Source organism: Streptomyces sp. NPDC004435 (assembly GCF_042873895.1).
Classification (GTDB): domain Bacteria; phylum Actinomycetota; class Actinomycetes; order Streptomycetales; family Streptomycetaceae; genus Streptomyces.
This window is the reverse complement of the sequence record NZ_JBIAMB010000005.1, coordinates 391,117-409,101: the sequence shown is the minus strand read 5'-3', so window position 1 is coordinate 409,101 and position 17,985 is coordinate 391,117. Positions and strand designations below refer to the sequence as shown.

The following is a 17,985-nucleotide window of genomic DNA, read 5'->3' as shown; positions in this document are numbered from 1 at the left end:
TACCTCCCTGATCATGTTGCTTACGTTCAGGGGCAGACGGTGTTCGCGACGGCCCCCTTGTGTCGCGGGCTCGATGCGCCGCCTACATGTACGAGAAGGCGTTGCGCCACGCGACCGTCATGTGCGCGGTGCCGGTGGCGTCCGCGCCGCGCAGCACGATGTCCAGACGCCCCGGGGGCAGGCGCATCTGCGGCATGAGCGGTGAACCCCGGGTGATCGCTCCGGCAACCGAGGCGCCACCGTTGCGCAGAGCCGTGCGCGCCCACGGGCGAGGATCGATGACGACGTACTCACCGGCCCCGAGGGCCAGGTTCAGGCCGAGCTTCCATCGGCCGATGACCTCGACCACGGGCTGGCTGATCGGACCCCGGATCGTGATCACCGGCCAGGTCGGGCGGTTGCCGCCCAACACGATCTCGCCCGGCGTGCGACTCGACGCCGTCCCCGTCATCGTGAGCGGCGTCGTGAGCGGGCCGGCCAGGCCGCGGTGCGGCGCAGGGTTGAGGTCGACCCGGGCTACCTGCTCGACGTCGTCGTACGCGATCCCGTCCACGGACACGAAGCTCGCGACGACCGGGGTATAGCCCTGCCGGGTCAGTCGGGAGGCCGCCGGGGCGAACTTCCGGGGCCTGCCGAAGAACCTGCGCGAGCGCCCGCCCTGCGTCGTCGAGAGCACGGCCGGAGTCGCGAAGCGGGAGCGTACGGCCTCGGCGTCCCATGCCTGTGCGAGCAGGGATACACGGTCGAGCACGGCGCCGTGGCGGCCCAGGCGGGTGCTGGCCCGGTCTACGGCGTCGACACCGATCTCGAACGTCAGAGTGGCGCCGGGCCGGTAGTCGAGACCGAAGCGGACGCCGTCCTGTCGCGGCATCGGCACGTCCCCGGAGTCGATGTCGCCGTAGGCGATGTCGACCTCGTCCAGCAGGTAGTACCCCGTACGGAGCGAGCCGAACGTGAGCGTCGCCCCCGGCATGATCCCGTTCCCTCCGTACGACAGGGTCCACTCGCCCTCAGCCGGAGGCATACGCACCTCCTCGCCTGATCCGGCGCAGCTCGAAGAGCGCGTCGTTCAGCGCCTCTCCCGGGGTGGTGGCCCCGTTCGTCATGGTCAGGTTCAGGTCTCCGCCGACGAGCGCAGGTGCGGGGCCGGCGGAGGACGTGGCGCGAGCGGCGGGAGCGGGCCGGGCGGACTGGTGGAGCCGCACCGCGCCGTCCGCGAACTGCTGGGTGTTCCGACCGGGGTAGACCACCGTGCCGCCGAAGTACCCGGCCACCGTGCCCAAGATCTCTTCCGAGCGCTTTCGCTTCGACGGCGCCAGGGGGATGTACGCCTCGCCGGGGTAAGTCTCCGGCTCCGCCCATAGCCGCATCTCGCCCGCGCGAGCGATCTGCGCGACGTGCCGTTCGCTGCCGTTCGAGAACGCCTTGATGCGGTTACCGAGCAGCCGGATGCCGCCGTTGGCGTACTTCACGATCCCGCCGTCCGCGTGCTCGGAGACGTACGGCTTGCCCATCGTCGAATACTTCACGGTCACGTTCACCGTCTTGCCGGTGAGGCTGTTGATCTTCCGCTGGATAGCCTCGACGTTCGAGACCGCCGACCCCGTGGGCGCGCTGATCTCGACCTTCTTGCCCTTGAGGTCCCGGACCTTGAACCCCAGGTCCTTGATCATCTGCTGTGCCGTCGCGGTCGGTGCCTCCATCACCAGCTTCTTGCCGGGCGGCAGTTCGGCGACCTTGTTCCGGATCGCGGTGAGGTCGCCGGTCGCCTTCGTGATGATCGCGTTGACCGTCACGTTCTTCCTGTTCGGGGCGTTCGCGATGTCCGTGGCCAGCGCCCCGATGTCGGCACGGGCGCCCTTCGTCGGTGCGGTGATCCGCACGTTCTTCCCGCCAGGCATGTTCTGCACGGAGAACCCAAGGAGTTCGAGCTGCTTACGGGCCTCCGCGGTCGGCGCCTTGACCGTGATCGACTTGCCGGCACCGAGGCTTTCGAGCTTCGAGCGCAGCCCGAGGATCTGAGCGGTGGACTCCGGGATGCCCTTGGTGGTCATCAGCGTGGTGATGGTCTCGGGCACCAGACCCATCTGGTCCGCGAGGGCCTTCGCCTGAGCCTCGGGGACGTTCATGTCCATAGCGAGCTGGATGGCCTTGGCGCGGGCGCGCTCCATGGCTGCCTGGCTCTTGTCCATCGCCTCGGACATGGGCATCATGCCCTGCTCGGACGCCTCCTGAGCGCGGGTTGCGACGGCGAGCATCGAGTCGCGCAGTTCGGTGAGCTGGGAGTTGAGGGTCTGACCGTTGCGGGTGCTGGTGTTCACCAGACCGTCGTTGTCGACGAGGGCCGCGCCCCACCCTTCGGCGCGGTCGATGTTGCCCTTCATCGTCTCGTCGATCTGGAGCATCACCGAGTTGAGCTGCGCGGAGGCGTCGTGGAAGCTCTGCGCGTTGCCGTTGAGGGCGTCGAGCGCGCGGCGCAGGCTGGCGGTGCGCTCGTCGGCGCTCTTCGTCTTGTCGCTGTAGCCCTGGACGGCGGACTGGAGCCTGTCGTAGGCGGATGAACCGGTGCTCGCCGTCCCGTTGACGGCTTCGTTCAGTTCCTTGGCCTTGGCCTTCGACTTGTCCAGTTCACCGCTCATGCCCTTCAGGGCGTCGGCCGCGGCCTGGTACCTCTCGCCCTGGGGGGTCATCTTCAGGACGTCGGCCTTGGGACCCATCGACACGTAGTGCTCGGTCTCCTTGGCCAGGCCGCGCAGCTTCGTCTCCAGGCCCTCGATCGAGCCGCCCTGGTCGAGGTAGGCGTCGGTGACCTGCTTGAGGGTGACGTCGGCCGAGCGGAGGGTGTCGACGAGCTTGCCCTTGCCGTCGGACAGCTTCACGTCCTGGAGGTACTGCGCCGCCTGAGCGCGGACGTTCGCGTCGATCTGGCCGTTGGAGTCCGCGAGGGCCTGCGCCAGGGAGCTGATCCGCTCTTCGTGCGCGGCTGCCGCACGGGCAGCGGCCTCCTGCTTCGCCGCGAGCAGTCCAAGCCCGATCGTCACACCGGCTATCGCGATGCCGAGGGGGCCGCCGAGTGCGGAGGTCATGCCGCCGATGGCGGTGGAGGCGACCCGGTTCGCCGCGCCGATGCCGCGCAGCGTTCCGGTCAGGCGACCGCCGTCGGCGGAGGCGGTGCGGTACGCGGCTCCCATCCGCTGCCACAAGGTCACCGACGGCCCGACAGCACCGGGCGTCCCTCGCATGACCGTGCCCAGCGAAGCAGCGGACTGCGCGGCCGCCAGGACGGACGTGCCGAAACCTCTCAGCATGCTCGTGACACCGGAGATGACCTTGAGCGCGAGCACCGTGCCCAGGAGGACGGCGAGGCCCGTGTTCAGCAGGGGGAAGGCATCGGTGAGCGCATTGAATGCGTGGAGCAGGCCGTTGAAGGCCATGAGGAGAACGCCGAGGCCAGTCCCGGCGGACGACAAGTTCCCGATCGCGGTGGCCAGGTTCGAGACCAGGCTGATCACTGCGGGCCCGATCGACTGGCCGAGCGAGTCGAAGAAGGTGCCCAGGGCCGGCATCAGCTCGACACGGATCTGCCGGATGAGGTCCGTGACGCCGTTGTCCTTCGCGGCGCGCCCCAGGCCCCGTACGAAGTCGGCGACCAGGCGGTTGAGTTCGTGGAACGTGGGGGCGGCGTCGCTGAAGAACTGCTTCATCGACAGCTGGCCCTTGGCCGAGTTCGCCCACCTCCTGAAGCGCAGGGTGGTGCCCTCGAAGCCATCGAGGAGAGCGTTGCCGGTGTCCTGCGCGGCCCTGCCGACGCCGCCCAGGCCCTTGACCAGGTTCCAGGTCGAGCGGCCGAGCTGTGCCGACTTCTCCCGCGCGTTGTCGAAGAAGCGTGCCAGCGCCCCTGTCTCGCGACCGGCCTGAACGGACGCTCGCGCGTGCGCGGTCAGCGACTCGATGCCGTCGCCCACCCACTCGGTGAGCGGACCCGCGGTGACGAGGAGGTCGACGCCGGCGCGGCCGAGGTTCGCGAGGCTGTCGGCCATGTGGCCGACCACGGTGCTGTTGCTTGAGGCGATCTTCTTGAAGTCGGCGCGGAACGGACCCGACTGCATGAACTCGGCACCGCGCTTGGCCAGGTTGCCCATCTGCCCTGCGCTGTCGCCGAGCGCGGACTTCAGCAGTGGGAGCACCGAGCTCGACAGGGGCTTGATCTCGTCCGAGATCTGCGAGAAGAAACGTTCCTGCACTGATTGGCGCATTTCGCGCCAAGCGCCGCTCAGGGACGCGACGGCTGAGACTGACTTGCGGGCGGAGCCCGACAAGCCGTCGAGAGCCTGCTCCAGGGCCTTCTGCTGGGCCTCGGTGACCTTGCCGTCGGCCGCTGCCTGCTGCTGGGCCTTGAAGGTCTGCTTCAGGGCCTCCCCAAAGCCCTTGAAGGCCACCACCGTGCCGATAGCCGCTGTGCCGGTTGCGGTGATGAGGCCGGGGAGTGCCCCAAGGACGCCGACGGCCGGCGCGGCGGCCGAGACCAGCGCGGTCAGTCCCGCCGCGTACTGGCCCAGCGCGGCCACTGCGGGCTGAGCGACGGAAAGGAGGGAGCCGAAGAGCAGCGTCCGCAGTGAACCCCGGCCACGCGGCATCCGCATCTGGACCGGTACGTCGACCGGGGTGCGGTCGGCCTCCCCTTGCGCACCCTGGATCAGCGCGCGGATTCGGTCCAGCAGGCCGCCCCGACGCCCGCCGTCCGCTTCGTCGTCGGCGGTGACCGGGACGCGGACGTCGGTGTCGCCGACCTGCTGGACGATGGTGTCCAGCTCGGCGCGAAGCCGCCGGTCGTCGAGCTTGACCTTGACCTTCGCGGAGAGCCCCTTCGACGCCTCCTTGACGGCGTCGTCGAGCTTCCTGCGGAGGTGCTTGGCGTCGACCTTGATCTTGACCTTGACGGCCAAGCCTTCGGCGGCGGCCTCGACCTTTCTGCGCAGCGTGCGGGCGAAGCCGTTGAGGTCGGCGACGACCGGCACGTCCAGGCGGCCAGCCTGAAGGCCCTCAGGCACTGCGGACCATACCTCTCTGCATCGCCGCCGCGAGCATCGTCTTGTGCCCCGTGCCCGGGGAGGACTGCTGCGGCGGGCTGCCGGCCCGCTTCGAGGCGGTGTCGGCAGGGTTGTACGGGCGAGGGATGGACGTCGGCTCTGCTCGTCGCCGGTCGGCCGCCAGGATGCTGACCTCTTCGATCAGCTGCGCGAGGAGTTCGGTCTCCTTGGTCCAGCCGTCGATCGGGCCGGATCGGGTGCGGGAGTCCTCGGGGAGGCCGTCGACCAGGACGGTCAGGCGCCTCAGTCCGAGGAAGCCGGGTTCTCCGGGCTCGCGCCAGATTCCGCGGGCATCGATGCGGTAGAAGCGTGCGAGGTCGGACTCGACGTCTCCCCATCGGTCTCGGAGGAGCTGACCAGCCCGAAGGACTTTCCCAGGTCCAGGCCGTACACCTTGACGAGGGCGACGGTGACGCGGACGTACGTGGCGACCGACGGGTTCAGATCCTCGAACCGCGCGTACTGCTCCGCGCCCAGCAGGGTTCGGTGCACCTGGTAGATCGCCTCGACGAACTGGCGCGGCAGCCGCGAGCGCTTGAACAGGAGGTCGATGATGGTGGCGGCGGTCGGGTTCTCGCTCGCGTCGAAGATGTCGCGCAGCAGACCGACGAGGTCGAGCTCGTCGGCGAGGAGCGGGTCGAGGGCCTTCGCCGGCAGTTCGGCCGGGTACAGGAACTGCTCGCCGCCGAACACGACCGGGATGCCGTGCGGGTGCTTGGCCTCGCGGCGCGCGGCGGCGTCGAGGTCGATGACGAAGGACATGGTGCGGGCCTCTCGTGTGCGTGCTGAGTCGCGGGGTGCGGCAGCGCGCGGACACTGGCAAGCCGGACTGGCTTGCGTCGCGCGCTGCCGCGAGAGGTCAAGCAGCCGGGGCGAAAGCGGGGTCGTTCGTGATCACGTACCAGGCGTCGGTCTCGTCGCCGCCCTGCACGGCGAGACGGAGAGGGAGGACCGATTCCTTCGTCTTGGCGAGGTCCTTGCTCACGCCCTCCATCTGCATCGAGCGCGGAATCATGTACCGGTAGTGCTTGCCGCCGTCGATCACCTCGATGCACGCGGCAACCTCGGTGCGGCCACCGATCCTGGGCGGCGTGAAGCGGTAGTGCTTCTTCGTGTCGGCGGCCGTGATCTCGGTGATCTCACCGCCGCCGTACACCGCCCGGAAGTTGTCACCACTCCACTGCTGGAGGTCCACCTCGATCGTCGAGGCGTCCTGCGTCTGGAAGGTGCGGGTCGGGTAGCTGCTCTGCGCGCTGCGCACCTGCTCGAAGTTGGGCTCCGAGTTGAACTTGAGCGAATCCTCCGTGGTGAGACCCACAGCGCGCCATCCGGCGGGCATCGCCACGGTGGCGTCGGCCGGCGCGGCGGTGCCGACGAGGGCGAGCCAAACGCGGGTGAGGGACGGGATGAGGATCTGGTTGTTGTTGGCGGTCTCGCCAGCCATGAGGTGCTGCTCCCTGGGTCCGGTAGTCGGGCCCGGCACCTTGGGGAGCGCAGATGCTTAGCGTCGCGTGCTCGTCACGGCGGATGCTGACCGCGATGGGGCGCAAGTCGGCCGCGCCCGTGGGGACGCGGAGTAGAGTTCGTGCCGTGACGGCAGACGAGGGAAGTCAGTTGGTGGAGGCGAGCTACGCGTCTGCCATGGCTGTCCTCGTGGATGAGATCGACACTGTTCAGCAGGTCATCCCGAGGGTCTGGGGCGCGGGAACCGGATCGTCTGCCGACTTGATCATGTGGAGTGCCGGGTCCGGCAAGAGCAACCAGGTGGTCTTCCTAGCTCAGGCCAGGCGACACCGCGAGGAAGCACATCGGATCGACAGAGCTGGACGCTTCGGTAGGGCGCTCGCCGAGGCGATGGAGGCCCGTAGGGCTGTTGGGCCTGAATTCCCTGCTCAAGATCGCCCTAGGTTCAACGGTGTTCCCGGCCTGGCGCCCGAATGGGGAGTGCAGGGAACCCTTTCTGGCAACGAGCCGTCCTTCGGCGATGCACGCGAACGCGCGGCGCAGCGGCTGGCCGCTGCCCATGAGGCCCTGCACGACGCCCTGACGGGTATGGCGAGGGAGGCGCGCGCCCACGAGGCGTGGGCCGACCTCCTGGAGAACGCCGTCCTGCTTCAGCTGGGCGTGCTGAGCGTTCTCGACGAACACGGCCCCTTCGTCCATGAGTGCAGCCCGTGTGGCCTCACCCGCCTCAGGTGCGCGATCGTTCCGCGCCCTCCGACGGCAGGCGCGTCCTTCCGCGACCCGTTCGAACTCGCCTTGGCTGCCTGACCTCCGTCCACGGGGCTGGCTGACCCAGGCCAACCCCACGGAGAACTCATGCAGAAGCCGACCCTGCCCCATGCCCTGATGGATGTCGTTCCCGAGAGCGGCCCCGTCGCCATCGTCCTCGGCATTGCCGCGGTGATCTTCGGACCGCCCCTTGGCAAGCTGGCCTGGGCGTTCTGGTCCCCGAAGATCCATCGTGCCCTCCTCCGGGTCGCGCGGAGCTTTGGCCCCGAGGTCCCCCCGCCCGTCGACGACCTGGCTGAAAGGGCTGTCGAGGACAGCCGGCAGCAGGTTTGAACCACGGCTTCGGCGAGCGGGCCCTCAGAGCCCGCCCGCCGAGGCGCCTCAGTACGGTCACTTCCTTCTCAAGGGTGCATGCAGATCAACAGGCCCATCACCCATCGCGGTTGACCGTCGACAAGCGGCGACCACACCAGCGTTCCGGACGGACGAACGCCGCTGACGACAGGCTGTCCGGTGCGGTGCGGCGCTTCGGGCAGCTCAGCAGCGGCGATCGCGCAGGTGAGCAGGATGCGGCGGAGCTCGGCCTGTCCTGGCCATCCGCCCGGGTCGCCGTACACCTCCAGCGTGACCTCCGGCTCGGTGGCCCAGGTCAGAGTCCGCAGGTCCCCGCCCGGCCCGTGGCTCACACGCAGGTGCGGCCACGGGGCCTCGGCAATGCCGGACACGCGGTCAGGGCCGCTGAGGGCCGCCGTCACCGCCGGGTGCTGCTGGAGCCATGGCAGCAGTGCCGAGACGGGGTCAGCCGAGGCCAGGTTGAGGCCCATCAGCCGCGGGCTACGTAGCCCTGCCGGCGGAGGCGGCGGGCGTAGTCGGCGTCGACCCGGATTCGGGAGCCCGGCTGGTACTCGGTGCCGCTGATGTTCAAGTGGTGGGAGAGGGTGATCAGCTCAGTCGGCCGGGCCTGCGTGGCGGTGGCCGTGGCGTCGGCCTCCGGGCTCGTGGGCGGGGTCTTGGTGGTCTTGGTCGTCATGGCGCGCACCATGGGTGGTCGAGTCACCTAGCGTCGCGTGGTCCTTCGGGGTGCTCACGTTCGGGCGGCGACGGCGGCGGCAGCGCGGGCCATGAAGTGCGTCCCCTCGGCGGTCAGGCCATCCGGGTAGACGGTTCCGACCTCGGCTTCGACCACCATGGGGGTTCGGGCGGTCACGGTGACGGTGACCTTCTTCCCCGAGATGACCGGCTGGCCGGTAGTGATGTTCCGCGCGATGCCCTCGGGATCGAGGGAGACGGTGCAGCGGCAGTTCTTCAGGTTCGCGACCGCCCGGGAGGTCTGGTCGCGCGGCGACTTCATGTACGTGGCACGGCCCACTCCTCGGTGCTGTCGGTCCCAGTCCATCGACGGGACGGAGAAACGGAGGTTGGCCGGTACGAGCTGGCCTTGCATCTTGGCGTGCGTCGGGCGCACCTGATCGTCGGCCATCGTGATCCATCGCTTCGTCGCCGGCGCCAGTCGCTTCGCCTCGATCTCGACCTGGAAGGCGATGCGCTGCACGTGCGGGGCGACCATCCGCGCGAGCATGGCTTCGAGTGCCGGATTGACGGTGAACTTCGCCATCAGGGCACCTTCGGCGGGTTCAGCGTCGCGCTCACCTGGACGTAGTCGACGGCCGGGCAGCCAGGGACCCGGTGGAGGCGGGCTGTCGCCACGGTCCACGTCGTTCCCGTCTCGTCACGGACGATGTCGCCGGGCTCTACCGGCCAGGCAGCAGGGTCCAGACGCAGGGACCATGCGGCGTCGGGCTGTTCGGCGGCGCCGCCGGGCCACGTGCCTCGCGGTGCCGGGGCGGTATAGGGGTTCGGTGGGACGGGGACACCGTTCGCATCCCGCTCCCAGGGGTGGGTGAGCGGGCACAGGGTCAGTATCCGGTTGGGCAGTACGACGGCCACGGTCCTCCTTTCGTCAGAACCACGGGCGGGTGCGGCTGGAGGAGTACGGCCACGGGGCGCGAGCTGGACGGCGGACAGGCTGGAAGGTCAGACGGCGAAGCCGGTTGAGGCTCCCGATCACCGGGGGCGCACCGGCCTGCCCGGTGGCCGGCGTCGACTCGTACGAGACGGACTGCCCCTCGGCGCTTACCGAGGACACCCGGCGCCCCGCCGCGCCGTTGCTGTCGGGGCGCTGCCGGATGGCTTCGGCGGCGTGCGCGACGACGTACCGCACGACGGCTTCCTCGTGGGCACCGTGAAGCCCGACGAGGAGGTCCACGTCGTACGTGCCGTCCGGAGCGGCGCGGTAGGACTCGACCAAGGCGATGTCGTCGAGATCGAGTGCCCACGTGGCTGCGTCGTCCAGGTCCCCGGATCCGTGAGGACGGAGTCCGCGGAGGGTGGTCAGCGTCGGGACGATAGGCCGATTGAGGTAGGCGGATACGTCGGCCTGCGCGTCGCGGATCTCCATCTCGTACGTCGTGCGCTGCGCGGGTGTCAGCGGCAGTGGAAGGCCGAGGGCATCGGCGACGGCTTCGGGTGATGCCACGAGTCCCTGCCCGGTCGGCAGGTCGAGCATCACGGAGGTGTCGGTCACGGCCCGCGCGGCTGAGTTCGGGGTGAAGGTGACTGTTCCCCAATACCTGCCGGCCGGAAGGGACGGAAGGACGAATCGATAGATGCCTGTCCGGAGCCGGACGGCAGGGGAGACGGAGGCGGTGGGCTCCCCGGACCGGTCCGGGGAGGCGTAGAGATCGAGACGACTGACCGTTCCCCCGGCGAGGGCCGGGTCGCAGTGCGCCCCGGCCCACAGGGGCCTGTGGTCGTAGACCGACATCCGGGCCGCCTACGCGTTCGTGACGGTGCTGCCCGCCTGCTCTTCGAGGCGCCTGAGGATGCGGGTGGCGATGTTCTCGGAGACCACGGCGCCCTTGGGCTGGAGGAGACGTACGACGGGGGTGCGATGGGGGCCGAGGTACGTCTGCTCGACCAGCCGGATCGTGCACGAGAGCGCGGACCCGAGGGGCGTGAGCGGCACGAAGACCTTGTCGAGGTCAGCGGGCGGCTGGCCCGTCGCGTCGTCGAGGATGACCTCCGCTAGGTGCTGGTCGTCGGGGATGACTTCGGTCGGGGTGACGTAGGGGTCCGGTGCCGGGGGCTCCGGTGCCTCCTCGACGAGCGGCGGCTCAAGAGGGGCGGCGTCCGGGATGGCAGCCGGTTCCGGCGCGGTGGCGGGCTTGGTGGCCGCGTCGCCGGTCGGGCTGGCGTCAGCCGTCTTGGGCGCGGTCTTGCGAGTGCGGGTGGTGGCCATGGGTCTCCTCAAGCGGTCGATCCGATCGCGCGCACCCTGCCGCTTCTGCCTGGCTTGTGTCGCGTGGAACCGGGGGCCCGATCGGGCCCCCGGCGGCTACGCCTCGTAGGTGTAGGCGTTGGCCTTGGATACGGCGCCGGCGTCGTCCGCGAGGTCGACGGTGACGGCACCGGAAGTGGCGCTGGGCGTCTTCACCGAGAGTTCCGTGGCCGAACGAACTCGAAGTTCGGTACCGGGCTTACCTCCGAAGGAGACGGCAGTGACGCCGTCCAGGGCGTCGCCCTTGATTGTGATGACGGTGCCACCGGTGGCCGGTCCCTTGGCCGGGCTGATGCTGGAGATCGCGGCGGGGGTGAACAGCCGGTCGAGTACGGAACGCCGCACGACGCATCCTGCGGGGTAGAGCAGGAAACGCTTCGAGCCCTCCGGCTGCATGTCTCCTCGCCCGTACGGCTCCGACTGGTAGATGTCCGCTGTGACGGTGACGAGCGGGTCGTCGAGGAGTGTGACGGGGAGAGCCGCCTTGGTGATGCGGCTGCCGTCCTTGCGATACAGACCCATGCGGTCCTTCCTTCAGGTGGTGGGGGTAGAAGGGTGCGCGGGGAGGGAGCCTTGAGTCGCGTCCGTCCCGGCGCTCAAAGCAGGCGGAGGTGGTCCCAGCCGGTGGGGCCGACGCTGAATACCAAGAGCCCGGAGGTCGAGACCTCGCCTGAGCGGGCCGTGTACCAGTCGGATCCGTTGTCGAGCGTCGGGGCCTGAATCCACAGACGCCCAGACCCGAGTTGCTGAGCCCGGAAGTGGTGGAAGTGGCCGGTGACGAGGATGGCGGCGTCGGCGACGGCCTGCCGTCCGAAGGACTGAGAGCGCCACCAGTCGGCGGCCTTGTCGGGGCGGGGATACTGGTGCCCGTGGGCGAGCCCGACCGTGGTTCCGGCGACGTCCAGGCTCACGGTCTCGCGCCACTTCTCCGGCAGTACGAAGGAGACGTGTCCGAAGGCGTCGACGTTGCGGGCGTAGGCGTCGGCGACCTGCGACATCACCTCGATGCCCCAGTCGTCGCTCGGCGGGCCGACAGCTTCCCGGCCGCGGCGCACCCGGCCGTGGTTGGAGCCACAGGTAGCGGCCACCACCCGGTCGAACCTTCCGGCCAGTCGGTCCAGGCCCTCGAAGGTGATCCGTCTGTGTACGCGGATCATCTCCGTCATGGCCAGGTCGTTGGTGTACGCCTGCTGGCCGGTGTTCTCGTAGTTCTCGACGCAGTCTCCGGCGTCCATCCAGTAGGCGGCCGTCGGTCCCTGGCCGATGGCCTTCAAGTCGCGGACGTGGTCGTCGAGTCGGTCGAGTCGGTCGGCAACTCGTCGGACCAGCTCTGGCGTTCCGCCATCCTTGCCGACCTTGCCGGCCTGGGCGTCGGCGTAGACCACGACGAGGGCACGCTCGCCGGCATCAGCATTCGGACGGGACTTCCGGCGACGGCGAAGCGCATCGCGTACGAGCGCATCGACATCGTCTGCGGACATCCACGACGGGGAAGCGGGCTCGATTACGTACCGGCATCTCCATACGGGCCGGGTGACAGCGTCGTCTCCCTGCTTGTCTCGGTGCCAGGCTGCCGGGTCGTGACGTGCTTCGACGAGGCGTACACGCCAGCCGTCCGGGATGGCGAGCCCGAGGTCTTCGACTCGGGTCTGCCAGTCATCCGCATTGCTGGGAGGGTGCTCGGTCGGCGGGGCGGTGACGACCATCGTGCCGCCGGGCTCGTAGCGCACACCCGCCTCCCACCCGCGGGGAGCGGGCGCGGCAGGGTGCAGCACTTCGCTCGGTCGGGCTTGGGCGGAGGTGACCGGCTGGAGCAGTGCGGTGAGGTCCTGCGAGAGGGTCATCGGGGGCACCTGCACCCGTTCGGCTGGCCCCGGCGCCGATGCCGCGCCACGGTGTTCGAGGCGACGGCGGGACCGTGCTGGCTCAGGACGGCCGCGATGGCGGTCGAGGTCACGGTGGCGGTGTCGAGTATTCGGCGCAGCGTCTCTGCGGTCTCGGGGGCGATGCTGGACAGGGTCGCCCCGACGGTGCACGGCGGGCCCTTCCGAGTAGTCGATGCCTGCGGAAGAGCGGCGAGTTCGGCTTCGAGGCCATCAAGTGCGGTGATCGACACGCGCGTTCCCCTGTGAGTTGCTGATGTGGGCGAGTTCGAGGAGGGGGCGCCAACGAAGTCCGTGCGGCGCCCCCTCTGTCGGGTGGGATCAGCCGGCGGGAGCGGTCCAGGTGCCGATCACGAAGCTCTCCGGGCGAGGGATTTCGAGCGCGACCCGCTCGTCCGCTCGGAACGTCACCAAGCCCTTCTCCACGTTCTCGCCGTTCTCGGTGCTGACCGTGACAGAGACGGACTCCCGGTCGTGGAGCTGGGCGCCGAGACCGAAGGCGCCCACGAGGAACTGCTCGTCGGCCATCGCGGTCGTCTCGACGACGTCCAGCCTCCAGACGCGCTTGGTCGCGCCGACCGCGATCTGGAGGGCGACGCGGAAAGCGCCCGTGTCGTCCTCCTCCACCTCCACGTGCTCCCACATCGTCGGAGACAGGACGATGCCCGTGGGGTCGTACTCGGCTAGCAGCGCCTTGGTGATGCTGCGGCGTATCTGCACGCTGTACTTGTCGGTCGCGAGCCCTCGGTACTGCTGGACCCCGGGCGTGTTGAAGATGCCCGTCAGGGACTGGCCGTCACCGACAGAGTGCAGGAGGTCCCAGTCCTCCTGATACTTCACACCCTCAACCATTCGAGAGTTAATGAATGTCTTCAGTCGCGGCTCGTCGGAAAGAATATTCTTATGCGCGTCGAGCAGATGGGCAATTTCGCTGATCGGGTACATGACAGGCACTAGGGCCAGCTTCGATCGCGGTGCGCGGCCCCAGGTGTCGGTGTCCGCTCCGGTCGCCGGGCTGGAGCCGTCGGCGCCGTAACGTTCCTTCACCTGCTTGGCGTTGTTGGTCCACCCGGTCTCGCGGGCTCCGTAGAGGACGGACTGCTTGGTGGAGCTCTTCGGGAAGAGATCCCGAATGTGCATCTTGCGGTACTCGCGCTCGGCGATCCCGAGGTTCTGCGCGGACCCGAGCGTCTGGTGCGTGACGGTGCCGCCAGACAGGCTGAAGATCGACTTCCCCTCCATCTCCGCCCTCACATACGGGCGGTCACGGAAGCCGGCCTGGGCCGCGTTCTTGTACGCGTCGCTCTCGACGAACAGGTCACCGAGGCTCTTGCCCTCCATGCCGCCGTGCGCGGGCTGCTGGCCGTAGAACTGCCCGGCGGAGGACGGGCCGTCGGGCTCGTCGAGGTACTGCTTCACCTCGCTCATACCCTCCGCGTCGGCGAGGAGCTGCTTGAGCTCCATTGCCTCGTTGGAGATCTTCTTGAAGGCCGTGGCCTGCTCGGTCGAAACGACGAAGCCGCCGTTGTCCTCGACCTTGAAGGTGCGGCTGATTCGTTCGGCCTCCGCCGACTTCTCGGCGAGCTGCTGGCGGAGGTTGTTGATCAGGGACTTGCTCTCAGCCATCTCGGCTGCTCTCTCCACGTGCTGGGGGGCGGTTGACGTGCGTCGCTCGCCCGGCCAGCACCGGGACGACCCGACAACGCCGGGTATTGGAGAGAGAGGAGGCCCCTAATGTCGCGTCGAAAGGGTCTGACCTGCGGAAACTCCTTTCAGTGGAGGGTTCGAGGGACCGTGGAGCTGGATCGCGCTAGAGCTGGATCGCGGCCAGGCGCGCCTTTACCTCTGTCGCGTCGAGATGAACGGTCGCGCCCATCTCGTCGACCTCTTCCTCGGCGTTGTCGCCGTTCTCGGACTCGTCCTCGTCCTCGTCGACATCGTGAGGTTCGTCGTATGGGTCGTCCCACAGGTCGATGCCGTTGCCGGCCACGGCTGCCGAGCCGCTGGCGGGGAGCCGTTCCCCGACAGGGCCTTCCTCATCGTCCTCGGCGGTGAGGTCGAGGCCCTTGGCGGACAGGGCGCTGAGGAGGCTGCTCACCGAGGCCCGTACGGGCTCCAGTTGCTCAGAGGCGTCCGCGGCCTGGACGCGGGAGGTCGCCTCCGCGAGCGCGCGCAGGGTGGGGCGGACGAGGAGGCTGTCGGCTGTCTCGGCGCTGTCGGCAGGGCGTACCGATCCCTCGTCGGGGATCACCACGGTGGCCAGCGCGACGGGCTGGGGCGTTTCGAGGGCTATCTCCGTGCCGGACATGCTGTACGGGACGGCGTAGGTTCGAGCGCCCGAGTCACCCTGGTGGACGGAGACGATGACCCGGTCCGGGTAGGTCGCCTCGACGCAGCACCAGGTGCCGTCCTCAGAGGCGAGCAGGCCGTGGACGGCATCGCTGACCTGCTCGCGGATGTCCTCGTAGGAGGCGGGAAGAGGCTGGAGAGGCGACACGGGAACTCCTGTGGGGATACGGGACTTGGCTTCGAGGACGGCGGCGTGGGCGCTCGCGCGGGCCCAGCGGGGCGCAGCCAGAGCCTGGCGGACGGCCTGGTGCGCGGACTTCTCCTCAGCTGGGGCCGGAGAGGCGAAACGTGGCTCTGTCACGGTCGGCTCGGTGTGAGCATCGGCAGTGAGAGGGCCGAGCAAGCGGATGGGAGTCGAGTCCGGTCCTCGTACGACGTGCACGGTGTCGAAGGCGACCGGGATGGACGGGGTGGGCACGGTGTCCAGCGGCAGGCCGTACCCGAGCGTGATGTGCGGCGTGAAGTCGTGGTCGACGTTCAGCGAGGAAGCGAGCGGGGACGACTCGATCGCGTCCACGATCCGCTGGCGCAGCGACGCCAACCCCGGCACGTCGACCGGCACGAAGACCGGCTCGCCGTCGCCCGTGTCCGGGAACCGGCCGATCCCCCCGATCTTCCCCTCCACGGGGCTCGCGCCTTCAAGGGCTGCGGCCACGAGGTCGGCGAGGTCGTCAGGGTGGCCGGGAAGCCGCTCGGCGTCGCCGAGATAGGCCAGCGTGATGTGCAGGTCCCGTGCAAAGGTGCCGTCCGGGTGGGCGATCCTGCCCGCGATCTCGCCAGGCACGTACAGCGCGACCATCGCCCCGCGACCAACCTGCCGCTCGGCGGCCTTGAAGTCGAGGTGCCCGCCCGCTGTCGTCTTGTGCTCCAACTCCGTGGCGCCACCATCGGCCTTGACCTCCAAGGACCGGGTCATCGGGTGCGCGCCATGAAGGACGGGGGAGACCTCGTAGAGGTCGAGCTTGTGGATCACCCGAACCCCGTCCGACCGCTTCGTGGCTCCGCTCGGGGGCACGCGGTAGCCGATGCTGAACTGGGCTTCGCCGTGCTCGTGCCACTGGCGGACCTGCTCGTAGACGTCGCGGCCCCGCTGGGTCCTCAGGTTGAACTGGATGGTCGCGACCAGCGCCCCGGCCTCCGCCGGCCAGTTCGGAATCGAGGCGAACCGCGCATCGCCCGGTCGCCACTCGGTGATCTCCAGAACCACGCCGATGGGGTCCGTCCACGCGTGGTGCCAAACCGTTTTCACAGGTCTGGTCGCCAGGGTGTGCGCGAAAGCTCCCGGAACGATCAAGTCGGCGACCTCGTCGACGACTCCGGTCACGGCGAAAATGGCGCGGCAGATGCCCTTACGTGACGCAGGCGCGCGGGGCGCGGGCGCGGTCGGCACAGTGGTGTTCCTTCGGCGGCTGGACGAATGGCCGCCGCGGACCGTGCAGTGCCGGCCTGGTTACTGTCCTGCGGTGCGCCGCCGTCGCGGGCCTGCGCGTACTAGGCTGTGCGCAGCGGGGCGAGCCCCGCAGTGGCGGCCTGTACGGGCCGAGGATCGCAACAACTGGACACGCCCGAGCCCGGTGCGAGAAGCACCGGCTCCGATGGTGTGCACCCGTCCGCCCGTACCCGAAAGGCCACCCCGACCATGAGCTTGCACATGCTCCGCCTCGACACCGCCCCCGAGCCCAGCGACTGGGACGAGCTCAGCAGCCAGGAGCCCGCCGAAGACGGCTTCCACTGGCAGGACATGCTCACGGAGCACGAGATCAACGCCTCGTACACGTACACCGAGGATGTGAAGCGCATGCTCGGGACCGTGCCCGGCGCGCCTGCCCGTCTGCAGGAGATCGGCGAGCTCCTGCTGATCGGCACGGTGCGGGAGGCGATGAGCCTGGCGGTGTGCGTGCTGCGCCTGGAGGAGAGCGGTCTTTTGCGGCGGGCGCCCGACGGGAAGGGGTTCATGGCGGCCGGGCACTCCCCGGCTGCGTGAGCCCTTCTACCGAGCCACTTCGACGTCTGACTCCGGGACGGCGGCTTCGGCGGCAGTGCGAGCATCGGACCATCCGCGGCTCCAGTACCAGGCGCCGAACTGCTGCTCGGCGTCGGCGCTGCGGGCGTCGTAGGGACAGGCGTCGCCCGGGTCTCCCTGCGCGAACGCGTCCTTCCCCTCCTGCATCAGCTTCCAGGCGGTCTGGCGGTTGAGCTGCACTGCTGAGGGCTCCTATCGCGTCGGCGGGAACAGGGGGTCTTGGCCGCCGTGCTCGTCCGGCGGCGGCCCGGCGGTGGCCTGACTGTGGGTGCGGGTCATCGGGGCGTCGTCGACGTCGATGGCCCACACGCTCGGATCTGTGTACCGCCACACCTGGCCAGTCTCATCCCTGACCCACCCCGTCAGTGTGCCGTCCGGAGCCTGATCGAGCCATGCCTCCTCGCCGCCTGGGCCCTTGTACGCGGCGAAGGCATCGGCGGGGTCCGTCTCGTCGCCTTCATCGTACGGATCGCCCGACCAGGGGCGCGCGTCGCTCTCGGGACCGGCTGCGGCATCACCGTCCGTCGACGAGGAGCGATCGTCCGGCTCGGGTCCGGTCTCGTCGAGCGGCGGCTCCTCGGCTGCCTCTGTGTCGCCCTCCACACCCGATGACGAAGCATTCGGCTCGGACACGGCGGCCCCGGCTGACGCTGGCGCGCCGTCCTCGGGAAGCGGGCCGTTTTCCAGCTCAGGGGTGTCGTCCTGGTCCTCCTCGTCGCCGAACGGCTTGCCGCTTTTTGGGAGCGCCTTGATCGCGAATCCGTATCTGATCACGCCGGGCAGGGTGAGGACGGCCGCCCCCTAGTGTCCTGCGCTCACCAGGGACCTCCTTACGGCGCGGAGTCGAGCACGGTGGTGTGCCGCCCGAGCACGGCGCGCACCGACTGGACGTCGTTCCCGGCGACGGTGCGCTGGGGCCCGGTGGGCGTGAGCAGGATCGGCTTGCCCGCGTGCAGTTCGACGAGCGCAGCCGCACGCACGGAGCCGATCACCGGCCGCTCCGCGTCTCCGGTGACCCGCACCTGATAGGCGGAACCATCATCAAAGCGACCAGTGACCAACATCGTTACC

20 protein-coding genes are annotated in these 17,985 nt (G+C 69.2%); 3 read left to right on the top strand and 17 right to left on the bottom strand.

The window, feature by feature from the left end; translation table 11 throughout:
* Positions 1–82: 82 nt before the first annotated feature.
* The 4 genes from ACFYT9_RS11955 to ACFYT9_RS11940 all read right to left on the bottom strand — a co-directional run bounded on the left by ACFYT9_RS11955 (position 83) and on the right by ACFYT9_RS11940 (position 6,534).
* On the bottom strand, positions 83–1,024 hold the full coding sequence (locus tag ACFYT9_RS11955; protein ID WP_389162584.1) for a hypothetical protein: 942 nt from the start codon (positions 1,022–1,024) through the stop codon (positions 83–85).
* A complete protein-coding gene (locus ACFYT9_RS11950) occupies positions 1,011–5,051 on the bottom strand; it encodes a hypothetical protein (RefSeq protein WP_389162582.1) in 4,041 nt (1,346 codons plus the stop codon). The genes ACFYT9_RS11955 and ACFYT9_RS11950 overlap by 14 nt, the downstream gene beginning before the upstream one ends.
* A 282-nt stretch (positions 5,052–5,333) precedes the next feature.
* The gene (locus tag ACFYT9_RS11945) at positions 5,334–5,852 is read right to left on the bottom strand and encodes a hypothetical protein (RefSeq protein ID WP_389162579.1); all 519 of its coding nucleotides are present in this window, start codon (positions 5,850–5,852) and stop codon (positions 5,334–5,336) included.
* 97 nt (positions 5,853–5,949) lie between these two features.
* Complete coding sequence (locus ACFYT9_RS11940; RefSeq protein WP_086828654.1) at positions 5,950–6,534, bottom strand: hypothetical protein; 585 nt, start codon at positions 6,532–6,534, stop codon at positions 5,950–5,952.
* A gap of 146 nt (positions 6,535–6,680) precedes the next feature.
* Between ACFYT9_RS11940 and ACFYT9_RS11935 the strand changes: the two genes are divergently transcribed.
* Positions 6,681–7,361, top strand: coding sequence for a hypothetical protein (locus ACFYT9_RS11935; RefSeq protein WP_389162576.1), 681 nt, complete (start codon positions 6,681–6,683; stop codon positions 7,359–7,361).
* 48 nt (positions 7,362–7,409) lie between these two features.
* Positions 7,410–7,655 carry a hypothetical protein gene (locus ACFYT9_RS11930; RefSeq protein ID WP_389162573.1) on the top strand — a complete coding sequence of 82 codons (246 nt, stop codon included), beginning with the start codon at positions 7,410–7,412 and terminating at the stop codon, positions 7,653–7,655.
* A 68-nt stretch (positions 7,656–7,723) separates the two neighbouring features.
* Here the strand turns inward: ACFYT9_RS11930 and ACFYT9_RS11925 are convergent, their stop codons facing one another.
* The 10 genes from ACFYT9_RS11925 to ACFYT9_RS11880 form a co-directional block, all read right to left on the bottom strand.
* Complete coding sequence (locus ACFYT9_RS11925; RefSeq protein WP_389162571.1) at positions 7,724–8,146, bottom strand: hypothetical protein; 423 nt, start codon at positions 8,144–8,146, stop codon at positions 7,724–7,726.
* Positions 8,146–8,352, bottom strand: a complete 207-nt coding sequence (locus ACFYT9_RS11920; protein ID WP_389162568.1) for a hypothetical protein — start codon at positions 8,350–8,352, stop codon at positions 8,146–8,148. Before ACFYT9_RS11920 ends, ACFYT9_RS11925 begins: the two co-directional genes overlap by 1 nt.
* Before the next feature lie 54 nt (positions 8,353–8,406).
* Positions 8,407–8,937, bottom strand: coding sequence for a hypothetical protein (locus ACFYT9_RS11915; protein WP_389162565.1), 531 nt, complete (start codon positions 8,935–8,937; stop codon positions 8,407–8,409).
* The gene (locus ACFYT9_RS11910; RefSeq protein WP_389162563.1) at positions 8,937–9,269 is read right to left on the bottom strand and encodes a hypothetical protein; all 333 of its coding nucleotides are present in this window, start codon (positions 9,267–9,269) and stop codon (positions 8,937–8,939) included. Before ACFYT9_RS11910 ends, ACFYT9_RS11915 begins: the two co-directional genes overlap by 1 nt.
* Positions 9,270–9,282: 13 nt before the next feature.
* Complete coding sequence (locus tag ACFYT9_RS11905; protein ID WP_389162561.1) at positions 9,283–9,906, bottom strand: hypothetical protein; 624 nt, start codon at positions 9,904–9,906, stop codon at positions 9,283–9,285.
* Between the two features lie 249 nt (positions 9,907–10,155).
* Entirely contained in the window at positions 10,156–10,620 is a 465-nt protein-coding gene (locus ACFYT9_RS11900; RefSeq protein ID WP_389162559.1) for a hypothetical protein, read from the bottom strand.
* A 96-nt stretch (positions 10,621–10,716) separates the two neighbouring features.
* Positions 10,717–11,181 carry an IPT/TIG domain-containing protein gene (locus ACFYT9_RS11895; protein ID WP_389162557.1) on the bottom strand — a complete coding sequence of 155 codons (465 nt, stop codon included), beginning with the start codon at positions 11,179–11,181 and terminating at the stop codon, positions 10,717–10,719.
* Between the two features lie 74 nt (positions 11,182–11,255).
* Positions 11,256–12,503, bottom strand: coding sequence for a hypothetical protein (locus ACFYT9_RS11890; protein ID WP_389162554.1), 1,248 nt, complete (start codon positions 12,501–12,503; stop codon positions 11,256–11,258).
* Between the two features lie 360 nt (positions 12,504–12,863).
* Positions 12,864–14,168, bottom strand: coding sequence for a phage major capsid protein (locus ACFYT9_RS11885; RefSeq protein WP_389162552.1), 1,305 nt, complete (start codon positions 14,166–14,168; stop codon positions 12,864–12,866).
* Between the two features lie 184 nt (positions 14,169–14,352).
* Positions 14,353–16,215: a 2'-5' RNA ligase family protein gene (locus ACFYT9_RS11880; protein ID WP_389162549.1), complete on the bottom strand. Its 1,863-nt coding sequence runs from the start codon at positions 16,213–16,215 to the stop codon at positions 14,353–14,355.
* Positions 16,216–16,530: 315 nt separating this feature from the next.
* Here ACFYT9_RS11880 and ACFYT9_RS11875 point away from each other — a divergent pair, with 315 nt between their 5' ends.
* Positions 16,531–16,875, top strand: a complete 345-nt coding sequence (locus tag ACFYT9_RS11875) for a hypothetical protein (protein WP_389162546.1) — start codon at positions 16,531–16,533, stop codon at positions 16,873–16,875.
* A 6-nt stretch (positions 16,876–16,881) separates the two neighbouring features.
* On the opposite strand, the gene ACFYT9_RS11870 is transcribed toward ACFYT9_RS11875, so the two are convergent.
* The 3 genes from ACFYT9_RS11870 to ACFYT9_RS11860 are packed head-to-tail and all read right to left on the bottom strand — an operon-like array spanning position 16,882 to position 17,978.
* Positions 16,882–17,094 (bottom strand): hypothetical protein, encoded by a 213-nt coding sequence (locus ACFYT9_RS11870; RefSeq protein WP_389162543.1) that lies wholly within the window; start codon positions 17,092–17,094, stop codon positions 16,882–16,884.
* A gap of 12 nt (positions 17,095–17,106) precedes the next feature.
* Entirely contained in the window at positions 17,107–17,688 is a 582-nt protein-coding gene (locus ACFYT9_RS11865) for a hypothetical protein (protein WP_389162540.1), read from the bottom strand.
* Positions 17,689–17,744: 56 nt separating this feature from the next.
* A complete protein-coding gene (locus ACFYT9_RS11860) occupies positions 17,745–17,978 on the bottom strand; it encodes a hypothetical protein (RefSeq protein ID WP_389162538.1) in 234 nt (77 codons plus the stop codon).
* Positions 17,979–17,985: the final 7 nt, after the last annotated feature.